Here is a 25,638-nt window from a genome sequence, read left to right as displayed (position 1 = left end):
ACGGCCCCGACACGAGATCGCAACGGGCGGCGCCCACCCTGAGGAACCCCGGGTGGGCGCCTCCTGACCCCCCAAGGAGGTTCTGGCCATGTGTGGAATCGGCGGCGAACTGCGGTACGACGACCGGGCGGCGGACTGCGACGCCGTCCGGCGCATGCTGCCCTGCCTGGAGTCCCGGGGACCCGACGGCGAGGGCCTCTGGCAACGTGGCCCGATCGCCTTCGGCCACCGCAGACTCAAGATCATCGACCTGTCGGAGTCCGGCGCCCAGCCGATGACCGACGAACAGCTCGGCCTGACTCTGGTCTTCAACGGCTGCATCTACAACTACCGGCAGCTGCGCGAGGAGCTGCGCGGCTACGGCTACCGGTTCACCTCCACCTCCGACACCGAGGTGATCCTCAAGGCGTACCACCGCTGGGGCGCCGGCTGCGTGCGGCGCCTGCTGGGCATGTTCGCGTTCGCCGTCGCCGAGCACGCCACCGGCACGGTGATGCTGGCCCGCGACCGGCTCGGCATCAAGCCGATGTACCTGGCCGAGACGCCCGGGCGGCTGCGCTTCGCGTCGACCCTTCCGGCGCTGCTCGCGGCCGGCGACGTCGACACGTCGATCGACAAGGTGGCGCTACAGCACTACATGACGTTCCACTCGGTGGTCCCGGCGCCGCGCACGCTGGTCGCCGGCATCCGCAAGCTGCCGCCGGCCACGGTCCGGATCATCAAGGCCGACGGCACGTCCACCTCAGACGTGTACTGGGAGGCCTCGCACACCCGCACCGGCACCAGGTCGCCGGCCGAGTGGGCCGAGGCCGTGCACGACGCGCTGCGCACCGCCGTCGAGCGGCGGATGGTCGCCGACGTGCCGGTCGGGGTGCTGCTCTCCGGCGGGCTGGACTCCAGCTACATCGTGGCCCTGCTCGCCGAGCAGGGCCAGCGAGGCCTGAGCACGTTCAGCATCGGCTTCGAGTCGGCGGCTGGGGAGAGCGGCGACGAGTTCGCCTATTCGGACCTCATCGCCAAGCAGTTCGACACAGACCACCACCAGATCCGGATCGGCCGGGACCGCTTCCTGCCCGCGGTGGCGCGCACGGTCGCGGCGATGAGCGAGCCGATGGTCAGCCACGACTGCATCGCCTTCAACCTGCTCAGCGAGGACGTGTCGCGGCAGGTCACGGTCGTCCAGTCGGGACAGGGCGCGGACGAGATCCTGGCCGGCTACAGCTGGTACCCGCCGCTGCGGGACGTACCGCGGGACCGGGCCGTCGACGCGTACGCGAAAGAGTTCTTCGACCGTCCACACGCCGAGCTGGCCCGCCAGCTCGCGCCGGAGTGGTTGCTCGACACCGACGTCAGCCGCGAGTTCGTCACGGCGAGCTTCGCCCGGCCGGGCGCGACCACCGCCGTCGACGCGGCGTTGCGGCTGGACTCACAGGTCATGCTCGTCGACGATCCCGTCAAGCGGGTCGACAACATGACGATGGCGTGGGGGCTCGAGGCGCGCGTGCCGTTCCTCGACCACGAACTGGTGGAGCTGGCGGCGGCCTGCCCGCCCGAGCTCAAACTGGCGCAGGGCGGCAAGGGCGTCCTCAAGGACGCGGCCCGGGGGGTCGTGCCCGACGAGGTGATCGACCGCACCAAGGGATACTTCCCGGTTCCGGGGATTCGGCACCTCGAAGGACCGATGCTGGAAATGGTGCGGGACGCGCTGCACGCACCGGCGGCGCGGGCGCGCGGGCTGTTCCCGCCGGAGTACGTTGACGCGCTGCTGGCCGACCCGAACACTGCTCGTACGACGCTCGGGGCGAACCAGTTGTGGCAGCTCGCGCTGCTGGAGATGTGGCTACAGGACAAGGGGATCTAGCAGACGAGGGAGGACCCGGATGACCGGTCAGCTCAACCGTGTCGACGTCACCGTGCTGCCCGCGGGGTGGACCGACAGGAGGTCGGGTCCCCTCCCCTCGGAGGTGTCGGGCAGCTGGTCGGCGGCGCTCTCGCCGGACGGCCGGCACGCGGCGTACGTCTGCGACCGCAGCGGCTCACCCAAGGTCTGGGTGCAGCCGGTCGGCAGCGAGCTGACCTTCCTGGTCGACACGGGCGAGCACTCCGTCGTCTCGGTGCACTGGTCCACCGGCGGCGGCTGGCTCGCCTGCGTGCTGTCCCCCGGCGGCGCGCCCCGCACCGAGGTGTGGCTGGTCCGCCCTGACGGCTCCGCGCTGCACCAGGTGGCGGGCTTCGGCGCGGACAGCGCGGAGAACCCGCGCTGGCTGCCGGGCCGCCCGCTGCTGGCGGTGACGGAGAACCTGACCACCGCCCTGCTGGTGGACGCCGAGCACGGCACCCGGGAGACCATCGCCACCGGCGAGCTGATCTCGCTGCTCGACGTCACCGCGGACCGCGGCCGGGCGCTGCTGCGCCACGGCCCGCGCGGCGGCCGGTACGTGGCCGTCCGCGACCTCGCCACCGGGGCCGACGAGTACGTCACGAGCGGCGAGCAGGCCTGCTTCGGCCCGGACGGCTCGGTGTACGCCCGGGGCGACACCGGCGAACTGCCGGTGCTGATCCGGGTGGCCGACGGCGCGGCCGAGGTGCTGGGCGCCTCCGAGACCGCCGAGGTGGAGTCGTTCGCGCTTACCGCCGACGGCACGTCGATCGCCGTGCTGTGGAACGTCCGCGGCGGCGAGTCCGAACTGAGCGTGCTGACGGCGGACGGCTCGAAACAGGTCGACCTCCCCGGCAGCGTCGCGGGAGGGATCTCCTGGTGCCACGACGGCAGCACCCTGGCCTTCACCGCCGAGGCGCCCGGACAACCGCACGGCGTGTGGACCTACGACGGTGACCTGCACCCGGTCTCGGTGGAGGAGGCGGCACCGCACGCGGTCCGCCCGACGCTGCACCGCTTCGGTTCGCACGACGGCCTCGAGATCAGCGGCTGGCTCTTCGAACCGGCCGGCGAGGGCCCGCACCCGGCGGTGGTATGGCTGCACGGCGGCCCGGAGGCGCAGGAACGCCCGGGGCACGGCGCGCTGTTCCAGTCCCTGGTGGACCGCGGCATCGCGGTCTTCGCGGCCAACGTCCGGGGCTCGTCGGGCTTCGGCCGCGCCTTCGTCAACGCGGACAACGGCGCCCTGCGCTACGCGGCGATCGCCGACGTGGCCTCCTGCGTCTCCTACCTGGTCTCCGCGCGCGTCGCCGACCCGGCCCGGGTCGGATGCATGGGCCGCTCGTACGGCGGCTACCTGACACTGGCGGCCCTGACCACGTACCCGTCGCTGTTCGCGGTCGGCATCGACGTGTGCGGCATGTCGAACTTCGCCACGTTCTACGAGCACACCGAGCCGTGGATCGCCGCGGCCGCCGTCTCGAAGTACGGCGACCCGGTCGCCGACGCCGACCTGCTGCGCGACCTGTCCCCGATCACCCGCATCGACCGCCTGCGGACGCCGCTGATGATCGTGCACGGCGAGAACGACACGAACGTCCCGGTGATCGAGGCCGAGCAGGTGGTGGCGGCGCTGGCCGAACTCGGCGTGCCGCACCGGTACCTGCTCTTCCCGGGCGAGGGCCACGAGCTCCAGCACAGGTCGTCCCGGACGAGGTACCTGCACGAGACGGTCGCGTGGCTGACCACACACCTCGCCCCCGCACCCGCGCTCACCGCTTAGGGAACCGGACCGCCACCGGAGTCAGGTGGGTCCTGATGTCGCCGTGCCCCAACTGGTGGTAGCGGTTGGCGCCCCAGCAGTAGGTCCGGGCATCGCTGCCCAGCCCACACGTGAAGCCGCTACCGGCGCTGACCCGGGTGAAAGTCACCCCCGGCGCGGGCGCGGTCACCGCAACCGGTGTCGGCCGGTTAATGGTGTCGCCGTCGCCCAGCTGACCGCTGCTGCCGTCGCCCCAGCAGTAGGCCCGGGCGTCGCCGCCCAGCCCGCAGGTGTGGTGGACACCGGGGCTGATCTGGGTGAACGTCACCGGGGATTGCACCGCGACCGGGGTCGACCGGTCCCTGCTCGCGCCGTCGCCCAGCTGACCGAAGCCGCCGGAGCCCCAGCAGTAGGCCCGGGCGTCGCTGCCCAGCCCGCACGCGTTGCTGAAACCGGCGGCGATCCGGGTGAACGTCACCCCGGGGGCCGGCGCGCTCACCGCCACCGGGGTCGACCGGATCCTGGTGTCGCCGTTGCCCAGCTCACCGCTGAGGCCGACGCCCCAGCAGTACGCCCGGGCGTCGCCGCCCAGCCCGCACGTGTGGCTGATGCCGGCGCTGACCTGGGTGAAGCTCACCCGGGATTTCACCGCGACCGGGGTCGACCGGCTCGTACTTGACCCGTCACCCAGCTCACCGAGGCTGCCGGCGCCCCAGCAGTAGGCCCGGGCGTCGCCGCCCAGCCCGCAGGTGTGGCTGTAACCGGCGGTGAGCTGAGTAAAGCCCACCCCAGGGGCCGGGGACTTCACCGCCACCGGGGTCGGCCGGTCCGTGTTGTCGCCGTTGCCCAGCTCGCCGCTGTAGTTGGAGCCCCAGCAGTAGGCCCTGGCATCGCTGCCCAGCCCGCACGTCTGGCGGTAGCCGGCGGTGAGCTGGGTGAAGCTCACCCCGGCCGCCGGTGCGGTCACCGCAACCGGGCTCGAGTGCCGCACGACGTCGCCGTTGCCCAGCTGACCACTGCTGCCGTCGCCCCAGCAGTAGGCCCGGCCGTCGCGGCCGCGCGCACAGGTGTGTGAGTCACCGGCGTCGACCTGGATCGTGGCGCCGCCCGCCGGCCGCGCCGCGGCGGGCACGCCGGTCACCGCCGCCAGCGCCCCCAGGGTTCCGATCATCGCAAAGGTCCTTTTCGGCACAGAACCGACACCATCACAGCACCGCGGACCGCCGATCGCTATCCCACAAGATTCGACATATCCGGTGACCGGACGCACGTGCCCGTTGTGACCCCGGTCGTTGTCGATGCCCCCCGCCGCGGAGTTGGCTGGAGGCGACGCGAGCGGACGGAGACCTTTTCATGCAAGGCGGAGCCCGGGCCTGGGCAGTATGGGCCGTTGGGCTGTCGGCCTACGTGGTCGCGGTGCTGCATCGCACGTCGCTCGGGGTCGCCGGGCTGGACGCGCAGGCACGGTTCGACATCGGTGCCGGTGCGCTCGGCTCGTTCGCCGTCCTGCAACTGCTTGTCTACGCCGGCCTCCAGGTGCCCGTCGGGCTGCTGTTGGACCGGTTCGGTTCGCTGCGGCTGATCGTGACCGGTGGCCTGGTCATGGCGGCGGGGCAGGCGCTTATGGCGTTCGCGGACGGGGTCACCGGCGCGGTCCTCGCGCGGGTCCTGGTGGGTGCCGGCGACGCGATGACGTTCATCAGCGTGCTGCGGCTGGTGCCGCGGTGGTTCCCGGCCCGGCGTGTGCCGGTCGTCACCCAGCTCTCCGGCCTCGTCGGGCAGCTGGGGCAGGTGCTCAGCGCCGTACCGCTGGCCGCGCTGCTGGCCGGCGCGGGCTGGACCGCGGCCTTCGTCTCGGCGTCGGCCGCCGGGGTCTTCGTGGCGATCGTCGCGCTGGTGGCCCTGCACGACGCCCCGGACCGGCGGGTCGACTCGGGCGAGGCGGTCACGCTTCGCCAGCTCGGCGACGACCTGGCCGGCGCCTGGCGGCATCCGGGCACCCGGCTCGGGTTGTGGACGCACTTCACCACCCAGTTTCCGGGCACGGTCTTCGCGCTGATCTGGGGCTATCCGTTCCTGGTCGCGGGCGAGGGCCTGCGGCGGGGCGAGGCGAGCGCGCTGCTCACCCTGTTCGTCCTGACCGGCATGGCCGCCGGGCCGGTGGTCGGCGTGCTAGTGCAGCGGCATCCGCTGCGCCGCTCGTGGCTGGTGCTCGGGGTGATCGGCGCGAATGCCGTCGGCTGGGGTCTGGTCATCGGGTGGCCGGGGCGGGCGCCGCTGCCGGTGCTGACGCTGCTCGTGCTGGCGCTGGGCCTGGGCGGCCCGGGCTCGATGATCGGGTTCGAGTTCGCCCGCACCTTCAATCCGCCGAGCCGGCTCGGCACGGCCACCGGCATCGTGAACGTCGGGGGCTTCGTCGCGTCGCTGGTGTCGATCCTGCTCGTCGGGCTGATTCTCGACGCCCGCACGGGCGGGCGGGCCGATTACGACATTGTGGACTTCAGGGTCGCCATGTCGGTGCAGTACGTGATCGGCGCCATCGGCCTGATCGGCATTCTGCGCACCCGCAGGCTGGCCAGAGCCCGGATGGCCGCCGACCACGGCGTGATCGTCCGGCCGGTGCGCGAGGTGCTCGCGGAGCGGGGCTGGTTTAGCGGGGAACGTATCGGTAAAGGTTGAGTCTTTGCCCGGATTTCTGAAGTGGCAAGTGAGGAGGACATGAGCGAGCACGCAACGGACCGTTTCTGGTCCGGCATCGAGGTTTCCAAGGTCATCGCGGGCACGCTCGCGGCGGTCACCGCGGCGGTCGTCGGCTCCTTTCTCGGAGTCGCCGGCACGCTGGCCGGTGCGGCCGTCGCCAGCGTCGTCGGCTCGTTAGGGACGGAGATTTACCACAGGTCGCTGAACCGGGGCGCGAAGCGCATCGGCGCGATCGCACCGACGTTCGTGAAGGTGCCGTCGGCCGTCGGCACGCCACCGGTCGCCGCCGCCACGAAACAGGAGAACCCGTCGCGCACCGTGCCGCCGCGCCGGAACATCCGCTGGCGACACGTCGCCGTGGCGTCGGCGGCGTTGTTCGTGCTGGCCATCGGCGCGCTTACGATGTTCGAGCTGATGACGGGCAGGTCGATGGCGTCGACCGTCGGCACCACGTCGTCGTCGACCACCTCGGTCGGCAGCCTCTTCGGTGGCGGATCGGGCAAGCCGGCGGTGACGCCGACGCCGGAGAACTCCGAGGCGCCGGCCGTCGACGAGACGCCGACCGGCCCGGCCGGCGAGGCACCGGCCACCGAACCGGCACCGGCGGCGACGACGGAGCCGACCGCGGAGCCCACCACCGGGCCCACCGCCGAGGTCCCGCAGCAGACCCCGCCGGCCGACACCCAGGAGCAGCAGCCGATGAACCAGGACGGGCAGGTGCCGGACGGGACCGATCCGGCGGAGTGACCCGATCCGAGCGAAGGAGCGCGCCACCGTGAACGTCAACGAATTGCTCGCCGAGGCCTTCGGCCGCCTGCCCGGTCTGGTGCGGACCGCGGTCGAGGGCCTGAGCCCGGAGCAGCTGCGCACCCCACCGGCCGAGGGCGCCAACACGGTCGCCTGGCTGGTGTGGCACCTCACCCGGATACAGGACGGGCACCTCGCCGAGCTGACCGGTGCCGAGCAGGTGTACACGAGCGGCGACTGGGCCGGCCGCCTCGGCCTGAAGCCGGACCCGGACGACAACGGCTACGGGCACACGTCCGCGCAGGTGCTGGCCGTGCGCCCGGAGAGCTCGAACGTGCTGGTCGACTACTACCAGGCGGTGCACGAGCAGACCCTGAGCTACCTCGCCGGGCTGTCCGCCGGCGACCTGGACAAGGTCGTGGACCGGTCCTGGGATCCGCCGGTCACCCTGGGCGTGCGGCTGGTGAGCGTCCTGAACGACGACATTCAGCACGCGGGCCAGGCCGCGTACGTCCGGGGGCTGCTCGGCGGCTGAGCCGACGGTGCTCCCGCGGCCACGGCCGCGGGAGCGCCCGCTCAGCGCGAGGCCGGCTCCGTCATCGGCAGGCTCACCACGAACCGGGTGTCGCCCGGCCGGGAGTCCAGGACGATGTCGCCGCCGTGGCCGCTGACCACGATCCGGTACGAGATGTCGAGGCCGAGCCCCGTGCCCTCGCCCACCGCCTTCGTGGTGAAGAACGGCTCGAAGACCCGCTTGCGCAGCTCCTCCGGTACGCCGGGACCGGTGTCGCCGATCGAGACCACGACGTGGTCGTCGCGGCGGTAGGTCCTGACGGTCAGCGTGCCGGCGCCCTGCATGGCCTGCACCGCGTTGTCGATGATGTTGGTCCAGACCTGGTTGAGCTCGGCCGGGTGGGCCGGCACCTGCGGCAGGTCGCGGTCGTACTCCTTGACCACCTCGACGCCCGTACCGATCTTGTGGGCGAGCATCACCAGGGTGCTGTCCAGCCCGGTGTGCACGTCGATCCACTGGTGCGCGGCGCGGTCCAGGTGCGAGTACTGCTTCGCCGAGGTGACCAGCGAGGAGACCCGGCCGGTGGCCTCCTCGATGTCGCTCATCAGCTGCTCGGTCTCGAGCGCGTACCCGATCCAGTGGATGGCCTGGTCGAGCAGGCCCGGCTCGACCACCTTGGCCTTGATCAGCTCCAGGCAGTCGAGGTCGAGCCCGCCTTGGGCGAAGACCGGGGCGAGGTCCCAGCCGCCCGTGACGTCGTTGCGCTCCATCCAGTCGCCGAGCTCGTCCTCGCGGTCGGAGGCCTGGAGGGCGGTCAGCACGGGCGCCTTCGCGGCCCGCTCGATGACGTCCTCCTGAAGCTCGACGAGCGCGTCGAGCCGTTCCGGCGCGACCTTGCCGGCGGCGAGCATGCCCAGCTTGTGCCGCATGCCGGCGACCCGCTGGCGCAGCGCCCCGGTGGCACGCGACGCGGCGGCCGCGGGGTTGTTGAGCTCGTGCATGAGGCCCGCGGAGAGCGCGCCGAGCGCCATCAGCCGCTGCCGCTCGCCGATCGCCGCCTGGGTGTTGCGCATGCCGAGGGTCAGGCCCTCCAGCAGGTGCAGCGCCATCGGGAACCACTCGCGCATCAGGGCGCCGAAGTCCTCGGCGCTCAGCACGAAGAAGTCGCTGTCGTCGAGCGCGCGCATGGACGCCTGGTACCGGCGCTGCACGCCCTCGTCGCGCAGGTACGCCTGGGTCGCGCCCATGTAGACGCCGCGCTGCTCGGTACGGATGGTCTCCACGTCGTCCTGGCCGACCCTGCGGGTGAGCGAGACGGTGCCGCTGAGCAGGACGAAGAACTCCTCGGCCGGCTCACCCTCCTGGATCACCAGCTGCCCGGCCGCGACGCGCCGCGTGCGGCCGTGCGCGGCGAGCCAGGCCAGCTGCTCGTCGGTCAGCTTCTCGAAAAGGAACAGGGTGCGCAGCTCGTCGACGGCGAGCCTGCCGGGTTCGGTCATCACTACGCCTCCAGGTAGCGGTGGACCAGCGTGACGGCCATCGCGCCCTCGCCGACCGCCGAGGCCACCCGCTTGACCGAGTTGGCCCGGACGTCGCCGGCGGCGAAGATGCCGGGAACGCTGCACTCCAGATAGAACGGATCCCGGTCCCGATCCCATCCCCGCGGCCGGCCCCCATTCGGCGAGAGCAGGTCGGGGCCCGTGTAGACGAAGCCCTTCTCGTCGCGGGCCACCGCGTCGCCGAGCCAGTCGGTGCGCGGCTCGGCGCCGATGAAGACGAACAGGTAGCCGCACTCGACGCTGGTCACCGTGTTGTTCTTGCTGTCGCAGATGGTGATCGCCTGTAGGTGGCCGCCGCCCTGCGCGCCGACCACCTCGCAGCGGGTGCGCACGTGCACGTTCTCGACGCTGTTGAGCTGCTGGATCAGGTAGTACGACATGGACGCCTCGAGGGAGTCGCCGCGCACCAGCAGGGTCACGCTCCGGGCGTACCGGGAGAAGAAGAGCGCGGCCTGGCCGGCGGAGTTCGCGCCGCCGATGATGTAGACGTCGCTGCCCGCGCAGGACGGCCCCTCCGTCGCGGCCGAGCCGTAGTAGACGCCGGCGCCGGTCAGCTCGGCGATGCCGTCAGCGATCAGCGGCCGGTAGGCCACGCCGGTGGCCAGCACAATCGAGTGCGCCGAGACCTCCGCGCCGTCCGCGAAACGCAGCGTCCGTGCGGAGCCGTCGGTGTGCAGGCCGACCACCTCGCGGGTGTTGAGCACCTCGGCGTCGAACTTGCCGGCCTGCCGGCGCGCCCGGTCGGTGAGCTGCGCGCCGGAGATGCCGTCCGGGAAGCCCAGGTAGTTCTCGATCCGGGAGCTCTGCCCCGCCTGCCCGCCGACGGCCTGCCGCTCGACGAGCAGCGTCCGGAGGCCCTCGGACGCGCCGTAGACGGCGGCGCCGAGCCCGGCCGGGCCGCCGCCCACGATGATCAGGTCGTAGAAGTCGCGTTCCGGGGCCGTCGACAGCCCGGCCGCCTCGGCGACCTCCGACGTGCTCGGCTGCGCCATCGCCCGGCCGTCCGCGGTGACCACCAGCGGGATCGACTCCGGGCCGACACCCGCGGCGTCCAGCAGGCGGCGCCCCTCGGGGTCGTCGGCGGCGAGCCACCGGTACGGGACCAGGTTGCGCGCCAGGAAGTCCCGGATCTGGTACGACGGCTCGCTCCACCGGTGCCCGACGACGCGGATGTCCTCGATCTCCCGGTCGCCGGTGGCCTGCCAGGCGTCGAGCAGCTCGTCGATGACCGGGTAGAGCTTCTCCTCCGGCGGGTCCCAGGGCTTGAGCAGGTAGTGGTCGACGTCGACCACGTTGATGGCCTGTATCGCCGCGTCGGTGTCCGCGTACGCGGTGAGCAGGGCGCGGCGGGCGTTCGGGAACAGGTCCATCGCCTGCTCCAGGAACTCGATGCCGTTCATCTGCGGCATCCGGTAGTCGGCCAGCAGGACGGCGACCCGGCCGCCGCGCAGCTTGAGCTCGCGCAGCGCCTCGAGCGCCTCCGCTGCCGAAGCCGCCCGGATGATCCGGTACGCCTCGCCGTAGCGCCGCCGCAGGTCACGGGCGATGGCCCGGGAGACCGAAGGGTCGTCGTCGACGGTCAGGATGGCGGGTTGGCCCATGGCGGAAGTCCTTACGGATGCGTGAACGAGCGGGCGTCGTCCGCGACCTCGAAGGCCACGTTGTCCAGGTAGCACCACCACCAGTCCTCGCCCGGCTCGTACGACTGCACGATCGGGTGGCCGGCGGCGTGGAAGTGGGCGGTCGCGTGCCGGCCGGGCGACGAGTCGCAGCAGCCGACGTGGCCGCACGTCATGCAGACGCGCAGGTGCACCCAGCGGCCGCCGGCGGCCAGGCATTCGACGCAGCCGGCGCCGGACGGGCTCACGTCGCCGGTCCGGTCGAGGTGTGTGCAGGTGGTATCGGTCATCAGCGGGACCCTCCCTCGGCGAGCAGGTCGTTGAACTCGGGGTGCCGCTCCACGTAGCGGGCGACGAAGGGGCAGGTCGCGATCACCGGGGTGTCCCGGCCGCGGGCGTCGGCGAGTGCCGCCGCGGCCAGGCGGGCGGCCAGGCCCTGGCCCTGGAAGGCCTGGTTGATCTCGGTGTGGGTGAGCTCGACCGCGCCGCCGTGGCGCCGGTAGCTCAGGATGCCGGCCAGCTCGCCGTCGAGCAGGACCTCGTAGCGCGACCGCTCGAAGCTGTCGACGACCGTGGCGTCCGCCGGCTCGCCGCCGCCGACCTGTGCGCTGCCCTCGACCCGCAGCTTGCGGCGGGCGCGCTCGTAGAACGAGGTCCCGCCGAAGCGGATGACCTGCGCGGCCGCGGGGACGGAGACGATGGCCAGCTTGTCGCCGGGCTCGGCGTACCCGTGGATGATGCCGTCGACCTCGACCGCGAGCCGGCCGCTGGTCGGGCGCACGTCGAGCTCGAGCTGCTCGTCGGCCGACAGCATCAGCGAGCGGTTGAACGACGAGTGCGCCGCGGCGGCGCTGACCAGCAGGCCCTCGACGTTGGGCGACACGATCGGGCCACCCGCCGAGAAGCTGTACGCGGTCGAGCCGGTCGGCGTCGCGACGATCACCGCGTCGGCCGCGTACCGGACGAAGTTGCTGCCCTCGACGTTGATGCCGACGTGCGCGAGCCCGTCGCCGGGCACCCGGACCAGGGCGATGTCGTTGAACGCCGACACCTCTTCGCCGCCGGGCAGCACGGCACGCACCGCGGTGCGTGCCTCGATGGTGAACCGGTGCTCGTCTATCGACGACAGGGCGCCGGGCAGGTCGGGCAGGTCGACCTCGGCGAGGAAGCCGAGCCGGCCGACGTTGACGCCGAGCACGGGCGTCTTGCGGCCCTCGACCAGACGCATGGTGCGCAGCATGGTGCCGTCGCCGCCGAGGCTGACCAGCAGCCCGGCGCGCTCGACCATCTCCTCGGCGGAGACCGCGACGGCGTCGCAGTCGATCCGGTTGATCTCGTCATGCACCCCGAGCACGGTCACGTCATGCGCCGCCGCCCACCGCACGATGGCGTCGATGGCGGATCCGCAGTCCCGTCTCGGATGCAGGACCAGCCCGACCACTTTGATCATGCCCACCAATGACACCCCCGGTCGCACGCGTCAGCGCTCAGCCTCGCACGTCCGACCGGGATCCGGCGAGCAAAGGTCAGCTCGTGAGGGCGACCGCGGCCGGGGTCAGCACGCTGGTCTGGTCGCGCTGGCCGTCCTCCTGCGCGCCGAGGGTCGCCGCCTGGTAGGTCGCCAGGGTGCGCAGGAACCCGTCCGGGGCGTACCCGCGGCCGGGGTCGCCGAGCAGCACTGTCGCGCCGCGGTTCATGGCGCGGCCGATGAAGGGCAGCATCTTGGCCGCGACGTCGGCGTTGTAGAGGCAGTCGCCGGCGAGGATCACCTCGGCGCCCTCGCCGTCGCCGCCGGTGAGGTCGTCCACGACGGTCGCGATCCGCTCGCCGTTGGCGTTCGCGTTCGCCTGGATCGCGGCGATGGCGTACGCGTCGGTGTCGTTGGCGGTCACCTCGGCGGCGCCGGCCTGCGCGGCGGCGATGGCGACCAGCCCGGAGCCGGAGGCGAGGTCAAGGACGCTGCGGCCCTCGACGAGCTCCGGGTGGTCCAGGACGTAGCGGGCGAGTGCCTGCCCGCCCGGCCAGGCCGTCGCCCAGTACGGCGCCGGCAGCGGCCCGCCCGCCTCGGTCTCGAGCCGGGCCCAGAGCAGCACCGAGTCCTCGGCGAGGAACAGATGTACCTCCGGAACCATGGGCACGGGGGTCATCTTCAGGGCGTCCTGCTGCGGCGCCCGCGCGGGGAACGAGGCGTTACGCAGCAGGCGTCGCTGGAGGGGGCTGTGGGTCACGACCGCGTAGGGCGCTCCGGAGTACGTCTTCACACCACTCTTTTCCGTAAGGGAGACGACCGAGGGCCGCGCTTCCCGCTCAACGCGGGAGGCACGGCCCTCGTGACGTACGTCAGATGGGACGGATGTTCGCTGCCTGCAGGCCCTTCTGGCCCTGCTCGACGTCGAACTCAACCCGCTGGTTCTCCTCGAGAGTGCGGTATCCGTCGGAGGCGATGGCGGAGAAGTGTGCGAACACGTCCGGAGCACCACCGTCCTGGGTGATGAAACCGAAGCCCTTGTCCGCGTTGAACCACTTCACTGTGCCGACAGCCATGTCAAGCCCTTTCGCAACCACAAGGAGTTCGCACCTCGCGAACTCCGTCGCCGCCCGTAAAGATCAGGAAACCGGACTCATACGACAAAAGCCTGGAGGGTTCGGATACCCACCAGGCTCTGGTAAATATGAGAAATCGGAACGACAACCCCTCCAAGCTAGCACGGAACGCGACGGCGTGACGCCGCGTCGCGACCTGACATCGGTGGACAATAATCATTGAAGTTTCTTGACAGAATTACTAAATATCGACAGACTCCGATCCAGAGAGCGCTCTCCTTCCCACTGAGTTTCCCCCGGTCAGCGGAAGGATCCCCATGTCACGTCCCATCAAGCTGCTCGGTGTCGCCGCCGTCGCGGTGACCACCCTCGGCCTCTTCCCGTTAACAGGTTTCGCCGCGGAGACGCCGGCACCCACCGAACCCGCCGCGGCCGCCCGGTTCGACATGGCGCCCGGCATGGTCGCCGCGATGCGCCGCGACCTGCGGCTCACCGACGACCAGATCGCGGCCCGCCTCGCCACCGAGGCGGCGGCACCGGTCGTCGAGCGGCGACTGCGCGCCAAGCTCGGCAAGGCCTTCGCCGGCGCCTGGATCCCGGCCGGCGCCGAGCGGCTCACCGTCGCGGTCACCGACCCGGCGACGGCCGCCGCCGTGCGCGCGGAGGGCGCCAACGTCAAGATCGTCGCGCGCGGCGCCGCCGACCTCGCCGCGGCCCGCACGCGGCTGGACCGCAACGCCGCCGGCGCGAAGGGCACCGCGGTACGCGGCTGGTACGTCGACGTCGCCGCCAACCGCCTCGTCGTCATGGCCCGGCCCGGCGGCGCCGCCGCCGCGCGACGGTTCGCCCAGGACAGCGGCGCCGGCGCGGTCACCGTCGTCGACGCCCCCGAGGCGCCGAGGCCGATGTACGACATCCGCGGCGGCGACCAGTACGTGATCAACGGCAACACGCTCTGCTCGGTCGGCTTCGCCGTCGCGGGCGGCTTCGTCAGCGCCGGCCACTGCGGCGGCGTGAACAGCCCGACCCTCGGCTACAACAACGTCTCGCAGGGCACGTTCGCCGGCTCGTCGTTCCCGGGCAACGACTACTCGTGGATCCGGACGAACGCCAACTGGACGCCCCAGCCGTGGGTGAACAACTACGCGGGCGGCAACGTGATCGTGGCCGGCTCGCAGGACGCCGCCGTCGGCAGCTCGGTCTGCCGCTCCGGCCGGACCACCGGCTGGCGCTGCGGCACGATCCTGGGCCGCAACGAAACGATCGTGTACTCGCAGGGCGCCGTCTCCGGCCTCAGCCGCAGCAACGCGTGCGCCGAGCCGGGCGACTCCGGCGGCTCCTGGATCTCCGGCAACCAGGCACAGGGCGTCACCTCCGGCGGCACCGGCAACTGCTCGTCCGGCGGCACGATGTGGTTCCAGCCCGTCAACGAGATTCTCGGCGTCTACGGCCTCTCTTTGACCACCAGCGGCGGTGGCGGCGGCGCGAGCTCGCTCGTCAGCAACTGGAACAACAAGTGCATCGACGTGCCGAACTCGAACTTCTCCGACGGCGTGCTGCTGCAAATGTGGGGCTGCAACGGCACCGGCGCGCAGAAGTGGACGTCCGTGAACGGCACGCTGCTGACGTCGAACAACAAGTGCATGGACGTTCCGTGGGGATCGACCACCAACGGCACGATCATTCAGATCGTCGGCTGCAACGGGAACCCGGCGCAGCAGTTCGTGCTCTCGGCCGCGGGCGACCTGGTCAACCCGCAGGCGAACAAGTGCCTCGACATCAGGGACTGGAACGGCAACGACGGCGCCAGGATCCAGATCTGGGACTGCGCCGGCACCCTGAACCAGAAATGGCGGCGCGGCTGACCGAACCGTGACGGCCCGCCGATCGCACCGTCCGCGATCGGCGGGTTTTCGGTCCGGGATAATTGTTCACGGCAACTACCATTCTCCCGGGCGTGACGAGTCGCGCGTGGGGCGTCATGCCCGACGTCCGGCGGGAGGGCGGGCTGGCAGCACCCGGCGACCCGCACCGGGGCGACGTCGTTCCGACCCGGTCCCGAGCCGGCCAGTCAACCGAATTTCCATAATCCGGTCGGGCTTTTCACCGGCCCGCAATACCGCGATTTCGATTGATGTGACAGGCGACACCAAATTGCATTCCTGGGAATCCTGCGCACGCCCGTGAACTTGTCGTACCCGTGTCGGACGCTTTACCCGACCGACCCGGACCACGGATGGGACCCACCATGACCCAGGCGCCCGAACGCCCCGGAACACGAGCGGCGCAGACACCCGGGGAGCTCATGTCCCCCCGCGAGCGGCTGCGGCTCGTGCTGGTGCTCGGCTTCCTCATCGCCCTCGGCCCGCTCACCATCGACATGTACCTGCCGTCACTGCCGACGATCACCGACGACCTGCACACCACCGCCGCCGCGGTTCAGCTCACCCTCACCGGGACCCTGGCCGGCCTCGCGCTCGGCCAGTTGCTGATCGGCCCGGTCTCCGACGCCGTCGGCCGCCGTGCGCCGCTGCTCGCCGGGATCGCCGTGCACATCGCGGCGTCGATCCTCTGCGTCATCGCGCCGAACCTCGCCGTCCTCGGCACGCTGCGGGTCCTCCAGGGCCTCGGCGCCGCCGCGGCCGCGGTCGTCGCGATGGCCGTCGTCCGCGACCTGTTCACCGGGCTCGCCGCGGCCAAGCTGCTGTCCCGCCTCATGCTCGTCATGGGCGCCGCGCCGATCCTCGCGCCGACGCTCGGCGGCATCACGCTGAACTGGACGTCCTGGCGCGGCGTCTTCGTCGTGCTGGCGCTCTTCGGCATCGCGATCCTGACGGTGACCGCGCTGGGCCTGCCGGAGACGCTGCCGGTCGCGCGGCGGCGCAACGGCGGCGTGGTCGGCACGGTCCGCGACTACGGCCGGCTCCTCGCCGACCGGACCTACGTCGGACTGATCCTGGTGGCCGGGCTGGCGATGGCCGCCCTGTTCGCCTACGTCTCGGGCTCGTCGTTCGTCTTCCAGGAGCAATACCACCTCAGCGAGCAGCAGTTCGGCTTCGTGTTCGGCGCCGGCGCGGTCGGCCTGATCACGGCAACCCAGCTCAACGTGCGGCTGCTGCGCCGCTGGTCGCCGTCGCAGATCCTGATCTCCGCGCTCGCCGGCGGCGCCGTCGCGGGCCTGGTGCTGCTCCTGGTCGCCGCCACCGGCTTCGGTGGCCTGCCCGCGGTGCTCGTGCCGCTCTGGGCGGTCCTCGCCTCGGCCGGCCTGGCGCTGCCGAACGCGCCGGCGCTCGCGCTCTCGCGGCACGGCGAGGCGGCCGGCACCGCGGCGGCCCTGCTCGGCGCGGTCCAGTTCGGCGTCGGCGCGCTGGCGGCTCCGCTGGTCGGCGTCCTCGGCACCGGCGCGACCGGCATGGCCCTGGTGATCGCCGGCGGCATGATCGGCGCGAACGTGGTCCTGCTGCTGGTCGTCCGCCCCTGGCGCCTGCCCGTCGAGGCCGCCGAACCCGCCCTGGCCGCAGCGCACTGACGCCGCCGCGGAGTCGACCCAAAGATCACCCAAAGGCTCGTCGATAGCGTGCCGACCGAGCTTTGCGGCGCCGCGTGCCCTGCGGCGCCCACCCGATCTGAAGGAGAAACTCCATGAGGCCACGTACGTTCGCCGCCGCCGCGGGCGTGCTCTCGGCGGGGGTCGCGATGGCGTGCCTGGCGACGAACGCGTTCGCCGCCGAGAACAACAGCACCGCCCGGGTCAACGTCGCCAACAACGGCACACAGCCCGGCGGCGCCGCCGCGGGAGCGGTGAGCGCCGACGGCCGCTACGTCGCGTTCTCTTCGCGGGCGGCGAATCTCGTCGCGGGCGACACCAACCGCACCGAGGACGTGTTCGTGCGCGACCTGGTCGCCCGCACGACGACCCGGGTCAGCGTCTCCGGCGCCGGTGCGCAGGCCGGCGGCAACAGCTACGCGCCGTCGATCAGCGACGACGGGCGCTACGTCAGCTTCGCCTCGGACGCCGCCGACCTGGTCGCCGGCGACACCAACAGGCGGCGCGACGTGTTCGTGCGCGACCTGACCGCCGGCACCACGGTCCGGGCCAGCCTGGCGCCGTCCGGTGCGCAGGGCGCCGCGGACAGCGCGAAGCTGTCCCGGATCAGCGCCGACGGCCGCCACGTGACGTTCCAGTCGACCCTGCCCCTCGCCGACGGCGACGACGCCGGCGGTGCGGACCGGGAGAACCTGTTCGTCCGGGACCTGACCGCCGGCACCACGGTCCGGGTGAACATCACCCGCGACGGCCTGCGGGCGGACGTACCCTCCGCCGACTCGTACGACGACCTCGACGGCGGCCTCTCGCCCGTGGTCGGCGGCCGCTACGTGACGTTCGAGGCGATGACGCCGCAGAGCGGCTCCAGCCTCACGGCCGACGTCCACCTGCGCGACCTGGCCACCGGCACCACCACCCAGGTCAGCGTCCACCGGGTCGGCGCGCGGGGCACCCTGCACAGCGTGCACGCCTCGATGAGCGCGGACGGCCGCTACGTGGCGTTCTCCTCGTGGGCGCCGGACCTGGTCGAGGGCGACACCAACGGCCGGGAGGACGTGTTCATCCGCGACCTGGCCGCCGGCGTCACCACGCTGGTGAGCGTGTCCGGCGCGGGCGTGCAGGGCGACCTCGGCAGCGTCCGGCCGGCGATCAGCCCGGACGGCCGCTACGTCGCCTACCTGTCGTGGGCCCGCAACCTGGTCGCCGGCGACACCAACAGCGCGCCGGACGTGTTCGTCCGCGACCTGGTCGCCGGTAACACCACCCGGGTCAGCGTCTCCGACGCCGGCGAGCAGGGCGACGGCCCCAGCGCCAACCCGTCGATCAGCGCCTTCGGCCGCCGCGTCGTCTTCGAGTCGACGGCGTCCAACCTGGTACCCGGCGACGTCAACCTGGCCCGCGACGTGTTCGTCCACACCCAGGCGGACTGACCCGCAGCCGGTTTCGGAAGGATCGGGGTGCGGCGGCTGAGCCCGCCGCACCCCGACTCTGTTTCCGGGCTCCGGCCTACGCCTCGGTCAGGGTGCGATCTCGGTCCACTGCTGGCGTCCGGTGGTGAGGCCGCAGAACTGCATGATGACCGCCCTGTTCACACCCGAGCTGGCCAGGCAGAGGTGCCGGCCCTGCTGGGTCCAGGCACCCTTGTTCTTGTAGGTCTTCGTGCCGTTGCCGTTGGTGAAGATCTGCCACAGCTGGTAGTCGCCGCTGTTGCAGCTCAGGAACCAGGCTGACTCGGAGCTGTGGTTGCCGCGGCTGTCGAGGCAGCGACCATATCCATTCTGGATCTTCACCTGGGGCTGGCTGTCGTAGGTGCCCTTGTCCTCAATCGTGAAGATCTCCATGAGGCTGACGTTGCGCAGCCACGCCTCGGACGCCGAGCCGGCAATCCCCGTGCCCAGGTCGGCAGGGCTGAACTCCTTGTTGCGCAGGCCCCGCTGACGGTCGGCGGCGAAGGCGGGCGCCGTCATGGCGACCGCGACCATGATGCCGGCGGCGACGGCGGCGGTCAGAGTGCGGGTTCTCGAAAAACGCATGAAATGTCTCCCCGTGGTGTCGATGACGCCGAAAGCGTATTGATCACTTTCGTAGCCCGCCGCCCGGTTCGATGTGACTCAGGGCACACTCGTCGACCAGGGCGTGGATCTTCCTGGGAGGCACCATCTAGTTGGGCTGGGCGCGGCCCTTTTTCCAGTAGCCCATGAAGGCCACCGCGCGGCGGTCGACGCCACGTTCGCCCACCAGGTGCCGGCGCAGGGAGACCACCGGCCCCGCCTCGCCGGCCAGCCACGCGTAGAAGCCGCCCGCCGTCTCCTCGGGCACGTCCCACACGTCGCCGTCCTCCTGCTCGACGACGGCGCCCGGCGCACCGGCCGGCGCGGCGCGGTCCAGCTGCTCGCGGACCACCGGCCCCAGCCGCTCGCCCCGGCTCCGGACCAGCCAGGTGATCTCCGCCGGGCCGCCGATGGTCAGGCGGTCGTCCGGGAACGGCACCTCGAGGAAGGCCCGCGCCGGGCGGTCCAGGCTCTCCAGGATCGAGGCCGCCGCCGGCAGGGCCGCCTCGTCCGCCGCGAGCAGCAGCCGGTTCGCGCCCGCCGGCGGCCGCCAGGCGACGTCCGTGATCGGGTGGCCCTTCGCGGCGCTGATCATGACGATCCGGTCGCCCGGCTCGGCGTGACTCGCCCAGCGCGAGGCCGGGCTGCCCGTGCCGTGCAGCACGAAGTCCACGTCGATCTCCCGCGCCCGCGGCCGGAAGGCCCGCACCGTGTAGACCCGCAGCGGCGCCCACGACGCCGACGGCCCGCTGCGCCACGCCTGCGTCCAGTCGGGTTCGCGGGCGAACGCCTCGCAGTCGGTGCCCGGCGGCAGGAACAGCAGGCTCATCCGCTGGTCGAAGCCGTGGTGGTCGAAGTCGACGAGCGACTCCCCCGCCAGCGTCACCCGCATGAACGTGGTGCTCAGGCGCACGCAGCTCCTGACCTCGAGCGCGAACGGCACATAGGGCTCGGTGACCGGGCGGGCGGCGGCCTGGGCTGTGATCGTCATAACCGTCCGTTCGCTGCGGGGAGGCCAACGCAGCTAAGGCTACCCTTACTTGAACGGCGGCGCGAGACGGGTCTTGCCGGCGAACAGCGCACGGGCCCGGGCGACCAGGGCCGGCGAGCCGCACTCCTGCGCCAACTCCAGCCCGTCGCGCAGCACCCGGCGCGCCTGCGGGCGGCGGCGCGCGGCGTTGAGCAGCGCGCCGAGGTCGACAAGGGCCATCGCCAGTTCGAAGCGCCGGGGCGTGCCGCGCAGCACCCGGATCGACTCCTCGGCCGGGCAGATGCCCTCGGCGCCCGAACGCACCTGCCCCTGAATGCGCAGCGCCCGGCCCAGGGCGGAGGCGAGCCCGTGCCGCCGGGTCAGCGCCACCTCCTCGGCGACCAGCCGCTCGGCCGCCTCGCCGGCGCCGAGGCCGGCCAGCACGGCGGCGGCGGCCGAGCGCCACGGCAGCACGGCGGGATGGTCGGAGCGCCGCACGGCCAGGCGCTCGCCGCACCGGTACAGGTCGGCAAGGCCCTCGCCGGGGCGCGCCGCCTCGGCGTGCAGGCGGCCGCGGACGTAGCGCAGGAGCAGGAACTCCGGCTCGTCCGGCAGCACGCCGGCGAAGCCGGACGGTGCGAGCAGGCCGTCGGCGCAGTCGAGGTCGCCGAGGTCGAGCAGGACGGCGATGCGCCGCGACATCAGCAGCGCGGCGGCGGCCCCCGACGGGTCGCCGCCGGAGACGGCGAAGAGCTCCGCGGCGGCCTCCGCGTCCCGGGCGGCCTCGGCCAGCCGGCCCAGGCGCCGGGAGACGGAGCTGCGCTGCGAGTACGCGGTGACGAGCCCGGCCGCCGAGCCGAGCCGGCCGGCCAGGTCGACGGCGAGGGTGCAGCCCGAGTGCGCGGCCGCCAGGTCGTCGGCGTCGGCGAGGCGGCGCAGGGCATGGAGGTACCGCGGCAGGTCATCGGCGTCGGCCGGCGGGGCCAGCGGCACCGTGCGGCTGTCCGGGAGGGGGGTGATGTCCCGGTCGGGGACAGCCAGCCCCGGCCGTTCGTCACTGACGGTCATGCAAGCCTGTGTACCCTTCCGGGCCTTCGAGACACCATCGGCCGGCGCTCGATTCCTTCGTGGACCCTTAGGTTTTCGTACCAGGGGCGGGTTGCACAATGCGTCATGCGCAGTCCGACCCAACGCAACCTCGACATCTGCACTATCGACGGCCTGATCGCGCCGGAACTGGGTGCGAAGGTGGCCGATGCCGCCGAGTTGTCCGGCGGCGGATTCGCGGCCGTGTGGCGTGCCACCCTGACCGACGGCCGCGACGTGGTGGTGAAGGTCGGGCCGCCGCCGTCGGCCCGGCTGCTGCGGTACGAGAGCGGGCTCATCGAGGCCGAGGCGGCCTACTTCCGGCTGGTCCGGTCCAGCGCGCCGGGCGTACCGGTGCCGGAGGTGCTGCACGTGGCCGAGGACTGGATCGTGACGAGCCTGCTGCCGGGCACCGCCCTGACCGGCGTGGCGAACAGCGCCGGCGTCCGCGAGCAGCTCGGCGCCGCGATCGCCGGCCTGCACCGGATCACCGGCCCGCACTTCGGCTACACCGGCGACCGGGCCCGCGGCGCCGACTGGCCGGCGGCGTTCGGCGCGATGCTCGACGCCCTGCTGGCCGACGCCGCCGACTGGGAGGTGCCGCTGCCGCCGGGCCTCGGCGAGCTGGCCGCCCGGCACGCGGGCAACCTGGCTACGGTCACCCGGCCCGCGCTGCTGCACTTCGACCTCTGGGACGGCAACGTGCTGGCCGCCGGCGGCCGGCTGACCGGGCTTGTCGACGGCGAACGCCACCTGTGGGGCGACCCCCTGCTGGACCTCGTCTCCCCGGCGCTGCGGCGCCGCATCGAGGACGAGCCGGAGCACCCGTTCCTGCGGGGCTACGCCGCCGCGACCGGTCTCGTCCTCGATGACCCCGCGCGCACCCGGCTCGCGCTCTACCGGGTACACCTCTACGTGTTGATGCTGGCCGAAGGCCCGAGCCGAGGCATCCCGGTCGGCGGAGACCGGCACGTCCGCCTGACCGGGCTGCTCGAGGAGGAGCTGAGGGACCTCAGCCGGCGGTGAACGTGTAGCTGCCCGAGCCGAGGGCGTAGGAGGCGACGCCGTTCGCGTAGCCCTGCGGCACCGCCTCCGGCGGCGGGGTCACCGCCGCGGCCGAGGAGGCCGGCACCCGTACCGTCGCGGTGGCGTTCGGCGGGACCACGACCCGCAGCGTCAGCGCCGAGCCGGCCCGGGTCCACTCCGAGCGCGTCTGGCCGTACGCGGTGAGCAGCGACGCGGTCGCGGCCGTGAGCGTGCCGCCGGGTTTCGGGGCGATGAGCACCTGCTTGTAGCCCGGTGCGGCCGGGCCGACGCCGCCGACCGTTCGGTAGAGCCAGTCGCCCACCGAGCCGAGGCCGTAGTGGTTGAACGAGTTCATGCCGACGTCCTGGAGCGTGCCGTCCGTCCTGATCCCGTCCCAGCGCTCCCAGATCGTGGTCGCGCCGCGCGAGTTCATGTAGCCCCAGCCGGGATAGTCCGGCTGTTGCAGGATCTGGTACGCGGTGGCCGCGTGCCCGTACTCGGCGAGCACCGGCAGCAGGTTCTCCACGCCCATGAAGCCGACGGAGAGGTGCCCGTTGCGCGAGGCGACCTTGGCGGCGAGCTTGTCCGCGACCGCCTGGGTACGGTTCGCCGGCACGAGGCCGAACGCGAGCGCGAGCACGTACCCGGTCTGGCTGTTTCCGGACACGGTCCCGTCGGCGGCGACGAACCTGCCGGTGAAGGCGGCCGCGATCTGGTCCGCGAGCGTGCCGTAGCTCGCGGCCTCGGCCGTGCGCCCGGTCGCCGCGGCCATCCGCGAGAGCAGCCGGGCGGACCAGCCGAAGAACGCCGTGCTGCTCACGTCGTTCGCCGTGTTGTCGTCGACGTTGAGCCAGTCGCCGAACGTCTCGTGGTTGCGGATCAGGTCCGCGCCCGCGGTCGAGCGGAGGTAGTCGACGTAGCGGGCCATCGCCGCGAAGTTGCGGTCCACGACGGACAGGTCGCCGTAGCGCTGCCAGATCGTGTACGGCACGATGACGCCGGCGTCGGCCCAGCCGGCCTTGCCCGCGCCGTCGATGACGGCCGGCGCGACGTCGGTGAACGCCCCGTCGGCGCGCTGCGCGTCCACCAGGTCGTCGGCGAACTTGGCGAGCAGCCCGTGCGTGTCGAAGTTGAACGTCGACGTGGCGCCGAACGCGGCGATGTCGCCGGTCCACCCGAGCCGCTCGTCGCGCTGCGGGCAGTCGGTCGGTATCGACAGCATGTTCGAGCGCGCGCCCCAGACGATGTTGTGCTGAAGCTGGTTGACGAGCGCGTCGCTGCTGCTGAAAGTGCCGGTCTCGGCGCCGTCGGTCCAGGCCGCGAGCCCGGTGAGGCTGTCGGCGGTCGGCGTGCCCGGGAAGCCGGTCAGCTCGACGTAGCGGTAGCCGTGCACGGTGAAGTGCGGCTCGAAGACCTCCGCCGCGCCGGTGCCAGCGAGGGTGAACGTGTCGGTGGCCTGCGCGGCGCGCAGATTTGCGGTGTAGAGCGTGCCGTCGGCGTTCAGGATCTCGCCGTGCCGCAGCGTGATCCGGGTGCCGGCCGGCCCGGTCGCCCGCAGCCGGTTCCAGCCGGCGAAATTCTGCCCCAGGTCGGCGATCCACACGCCCGGCCGGGGCTGCGTGATCGACCTCGGCCGCAGCTCCTGCCGCACGGTCACGCCGGGGTCGACCTGTGCGACGAGCCGCGGCTTGGCGGCGGTCCGCACCGTCACGGGCGTCCCGGCCGCGGACGAGATCCGGGCGTCCTGGTCCTCGCCGTGGTACAGGTCGTCGGCGACGATCACGCTGGGCGCCGCGGACCACGATCCATCGGTACGGACGTCCGCGCGCGTGCCGTCGGCGTACTCGATGGACAGCTGCGCGGAGTACCACGGCGAGGTGCCGTACCGCTGGCTGCCGGCGAAGCCGATGCTGCCGGAGTACCAGCCGTTGCCGAGCAGCGCGCCGAGCGTGTTGTCGCCCTGCCGCAGCGCCGCCGTCACGTCGTAGCCGCGGTATTGCAGGCGCTTGCCGTAGTCGGTCCAGCCCGGCGCGAGCCGCTCGGCGCCGACCTTGACGCCGTTGAGGTAGGTGTCGTGCAGGCCCAGCGCGGTCGCGAAGAGCCGGGCCCGGGCGACCGGCTTGCTCACGGCGAAACCCTTGCTCAGGTACGGCGTGGGGTTCGGCACCGCGACCTGGGTGCCCCACGGTCCCGAGCCGTACGCGGCGGTCGCCCGGGCGGCGGGCCAGGCGCCGTCGTCGAAGCCCGGCTGCTGCCAGCCCGCCGGCGCGCTCTGCGCCGACCTCCACGCCGCGCCGGTGGACACGGTGGTGGTCCCGACGGTCAGCTTGGCGATGACGCTCGCCGGGCCGGCGGTGGTGTTCGTGGCGGCGACGGCGATCGTGTTGGCGCCGGCGCGCACCTGCGCGGAGACGTCCACCGTGGTGGCGCGCTTCCACGCGTCGACGACCCGCCGCGAGGAGCTCACCCGCGCGCCGTTGATCCACACGTCGGCCGTGTCGTCGCCGGTGACGACGAGCGTCGCCTTGCCGGTGGCGGCCAGGTCGAAGGTGCGGCGGAAGAACCGCTCGGCGGCCGGTGCGGTGCTCGCCGGGTCGCCCTCGGGGTACCAGATCCATTCGGCGCCGGCGAGGCTCGCGCCGCCGGGCGCGCCGATGAACGCGGCCTGCCACTCGGTGGCCGGGTCGACGTATCCGGTGTCGAAGCGGGCCGACGGGCTCCACGGGCTGGGCCGGCCCTGTGCGTCCCAGACCCGCACCCGCCAGTGGTAGGTCCGGTTGCTCGCCAGCGCGGGTCCGCCGTACGCGACGTCGACACTTGCCGCCGACGCGACCTGGCCGCTGTCCCAGACGTCCGCGCCGCCGGCCGTGCTGCCGACGGTGACCTGGTAGCGGCCCTGCACCTGGCCGTTCGCGGTGGCGTCCAGCCGCCAGCCGAAGCGCGGCCTGCGCGGGTCGACGCCGACCGGGTCCGTGCGGCGCTCGGTGGTCAGCCCGGCGGGCGTCACCGGCGAGGCCGCGGCGTTGTCGGCGGCGGCGACGGACTGCGCCCACGGCCCGGCGCCGTACGCGCCGAGGTCCGCCGCGGCGACCCAGGCCTCGGGCACGGAGTTCGCGGCCTGCCAGGAGCCGTCGGTGACGAGGTCGACGGTGCCGCCGGCGGCGGCGACGCGTACCCGGCCGAGGACGCCGGCGGGGCCGGCGCTGGTGTTGCGCGCGGCGATCTGGAGGGTGTTGCTGCCGGACCGCAGCGCCGCGGCCAGGTCGACGTAGCGGGCCTGCTTCCACGAGTCGGCGGCGCGGGGCGAGCCGGCCAGGTAGGTGCCGTTGAGCCAGACGTCGACGGTGTCGTCGCCGGTGACGACGAGCTGGGCGTCGGCGTACGGGCCGGCGGGCGCGGTGAACGTGCGGCGCAGGTAGCGGGTGGCGGCCGGGGCGCTCTGCGCGGGAGCACCCTCGGGGTACCAGATCCAGTGCGCGCCGTCGACGGTGACCGGGGTCGTCACCAGGGCCGCGCTCGCCGGGGCGCCGACGGTGGCGAGCGCGGTGACAACCGCGGCGGCCAGGGCGACCAGTTTTCGGGCAGGAGGGGGTAGGGACGGGTACATGCGGTTCTCCTCGGTGGGGGGAGGCGA

20 protein-coding genes are annotated in these 25,638 nt (G+C 72.6%); 9 read left to right on the top strand and 11 right to left on the bottom strand.

All coding sequences use genetic code 11. The features are described 5' to 3' along the window. Positions 1–88 precede the first annotated feature (88 nt). A complete protein-coding gene (locus BJ971_RS07125; protein ID WP_184990928.1) occupies positions 89–1,861 on the top strand; it encodes an N-acetylglutaminylglutamine amidotransferase in 1,773 nt (590 codons plus the stop codon). A gap of 19 nt (positions 1,862–1,880) precedes the next feature. After that, the gene (locus BJ971_RS07120) at positions 1,881–3,662 is read left to right on the top strand and encodes a S9 family peptidase (RefSeq protein ID WP_184990926.1); all 1,782 of its coding nucleotides are present in this window, start codon (positions 1,881–1,883) and stop codon (positions 3,660–3,662) included. On the opposite strand, the gene BJ971_RS07115 is transcribed toward BJ971_RS07120, so the two are convergent. After that, the gene (locus tag BJ971_RS07115) at positions 3,652–4,812 is read right to left on the bottom strand and encodes an RCC1 domain-containing protein (RefSeq protein WP_184990924.1); all 1,161 of its coding nucleotides are present in this window, start codon (positions 4,810–4,812) and stop codon (positions 3,652–3,654) included. The two genes, BJ971_RS07120 and BJ971_RS07115, sit on opposite strands and share 11 nt — an antisense overlap. Before the next feature lie 182 nt (positions 4,813–4,994). Here BJ971_RS07115 and BJ971_RS07110 point away from each other — a divergent pair, with 182 nt between their 5' ends. From BJ971_RS07110 to BJ971_RS07100, 3 genes are read left to right on the top strand one after another with little or no spacing between them, the layout of a single operon-like run. Next, complete coding sequence (locus tag BJ971_RS07110) at positions 4,995–6,320, top strand: MFS transporter (protein ID WP_184990922.1); 1,326 nt, start codon at positions 4,995–4,997, stop codon at positions 6,318–6,320. Between the two features lie 39 nt (positions 6,321–6,359). After that, positions 6,360–7,088 (top strand): hypothetical protein, encoded by a 729-nt coding sequence (locus BJ971_RS07105; RefSeq protein WP_184990920.1) that lies wholly within the window; start codon positions 6,360–6,362, stop codon positions 7,086–7,088. A 28-nt stretch (positions 7,089–7,116) separates the two neighbouring features. Continuing rightward, complete coding sequence (locus BJ971_RS07100) at positions 7,117–7,623, top strand: mycothiol transferase (protein ID WP_184990918.1); 507 nt, start codon at positions 7,117–7,119, stop codon at positions 7,621–7,623. A gap of 41 nt (positions 7,624–7,664) precedes the next feature. On the opposite strand, the gene BJ971_RS07095 is transcribed toward BJ971_RS07100, so the two are convergent. The 6 genes from BJ971_RS07095 to BJ971_RS07070 form a co-directional block, all read right to left on the bottom strand. Beyond that, entirely contained in the window at positions 7,665–9,101 is a 1,437-nt protein-coding gene (locus BJ971_RS07095; protein WP_184990916.1) for an ATP-binding protein, read from the bottom strand. 2 nt (positions 9,102–9,103) lie between these two features. Next, the gene (locus BJ971_RS07090) at positions 9,104–10,762 is read right to left on the bottom strand and encodes an NAD(P)/FAD-dependent oxidoreductase (RefSeq protein WP_184990914.1); all 1,659 of its coding nucleotides are present in this window, start codon (positions 10,760–10,762) and stop codon (positions 9,104–9,106) included. Between the two features lie 11 nt (positions 10,763–10,773). Next, positions 10,774–11,070: a UBP-type zinc finger domain-containing protein gene (locus tag BJ971_RS07085; RefSeq protein WP_184990912.1), complete on the bottom strand. Its 297-nt coding sequence runs from the start codon at positions 11,068–11,070 to the stop codon at positions 10,774–10,776. Continuing rightward, positions 11,070–12,230: an NAD(+)/NADH kinase gene (locus tag BJ971_RS07080; RefSeq protein ID WP_184990910.1), complete on the bottom strand. Its 1,161-nt coding sequence runs from the start codon at positions 12,228–12,230 to the stop codon at positions 11,070–11,072. The genes BJ971_RS07085 and BJ971_RS07080 overlap by 1 nt, the downstream gene beginning before the upstream one ends. A 76-nt stretch (positions 12,231–12,306) precedes the next feature. Continuing rightward, on the bottom strand, positions 12,307–13,041 hold the full coding sequence (locus BJ971_RS07075) for a class I SAM-dependent methyltransferase (RefSeq protein WP_184990908.1): 735 nt from the start codon (positions 13,039–13,041) through the stop codon (positions 12,307–12,309). Between the two features lie 79 nt (positions 13,042–13,120). Next, on the bottom strand, positions 13,121–13,324 hold the full coding sequence (locus BJ971_RS07070; RefSeq protein WP_184990906.1) for a cold-shock protein: 204 nt from the start codon (positions 13,322–13,324) through the stop codon (positions 13,121–13,123). A gap of 317 nt (positions 13,325–13,641) precedes the next feature. Between BJ971_RS07070 and BJ971_RS07065 the strand changes: the two genes are divergently transcribed. From BJ971_RS07065 to BJ971_RS07055, 3 genes are all read left to right on the top strand, one after another. Next, entirely contained in the window at positions 13,642–15,189 is a 1,548-nt protein-coding gene (locus BJ971_RS07065; RefSeq protein WP_239087889.1) for a ricin-type beta-trefoil lectin domain protein, read from the top strand. A 440-nt stretch (positions 15,190–15,629) separates the two neighbouring features. Continuing rightward, complete coding sequence (locus tag BJ971_RS07060; protein ID WP_184998699.1) at positions 15,630–16,853, top strand: multidrug effflux MFS transporter; 1,224 nt, start codon at positions 15,630–15,632, stop codon at positions 16,851–16,853. Between the two features lie 113 nt (positions 16,854–16,966). Then, entirely contained in the window at positions 16,967–18,301 is a 1,335-nt protein-coding gene (locus tag BJ971_RS07055) for a TolB-like translocation protein (RefSeq protein WP_184990903.1), read from the top strand. 87 nt (positions 18,302–18,388) lie between these two features. Here the strand turns inward: BJ971_RS07055 and BJ971_RS07050 are convergent, their stop codons facing one another. The 3 genes from BJ971_RS07050 to BJ971_RS07040 form a co-directional block, all read right to left on the bottom strand. Further along, complete coding sequence (locus BJ971_RS07050) at positions 18,389–18,904, bottom strand: ricin-type beta-trefoil lectin domain protein (protein ID WP_184990901.1); 516 nt, start codon at positions 18,902–18,904, stop codon at positions 18,389–18,391. Positions 18,905–19,031: 127 nt separating this feature from the next. Continuing rightward, positions 19,032–19,913 carry a siderophore-interacting protein gene (locus BJ971_RS07045; protein ID WP_184990899.1) on the bottom strand — a complete coding sequence of 294 codons (882 nt, stop codon included), beginning with the start codon at positions 19,911–19,913 and terminating at the stop codon, positions 19,032–19,034. Positions 19,914–19,958: 45 nt separating this feature from the next. Further along, positions 19,959–20,960, bottom strand: coding sequence for a hypothetical protein (locus BJ971_RS07040; protein WP_184990897.1), 1,002 nt, complete (start codon positions 20,958–20,960; stop codon positions 19,959–19,961). A gap of 105 nt (positions 20,961–21,065) precedes the next feature. Between BJ971_RS07040 and BJ971_RS07035 the strand changes: the two genes are divergently transcribed. Continuing rightward, positions 21,066–22,004 carry a phosphotransferase family protein gene (locus BJ971_RS07035; RefSeq protein ID WP_239087835.1) on the top strand — a complete coding sequence of 313 codons (939 nt, stop codon included), beginning with the start codon at positions 21,066–21,068 and terminating at the stop codon, positions 22,002–22,004. Here BJ971_RS07035 and BJ971_RS07030 read toward each other — a convergent pair. Further along, entirely contained in the window at positions 21,991–25,611 is a 3,621-nt protein-coding gene (locus BJ971_RS07030) for an alpha-L-rhamnosidase (RefSeq protein ID WP_184990895.1), read from the bottom strand. The genes BJ971_RS07035 and BJ971_RS07030 overlap by 14 nt on opposite strands. Positions 25,612–25,638: the final 27 nt, after the last annotated feature.

This window comes from Amorphoplanes digitatis (assembly GCF_014205335.1).
GTDB lineage: Bacteria > Actinomycetota > Actinomycetes > Mycobacteriales > Micromonosporaceae > Actinoplanes > Actinoplanes digitatus.
This window is presented reverse-complemented; position numbering and strand designations above follow the sequence as displayed.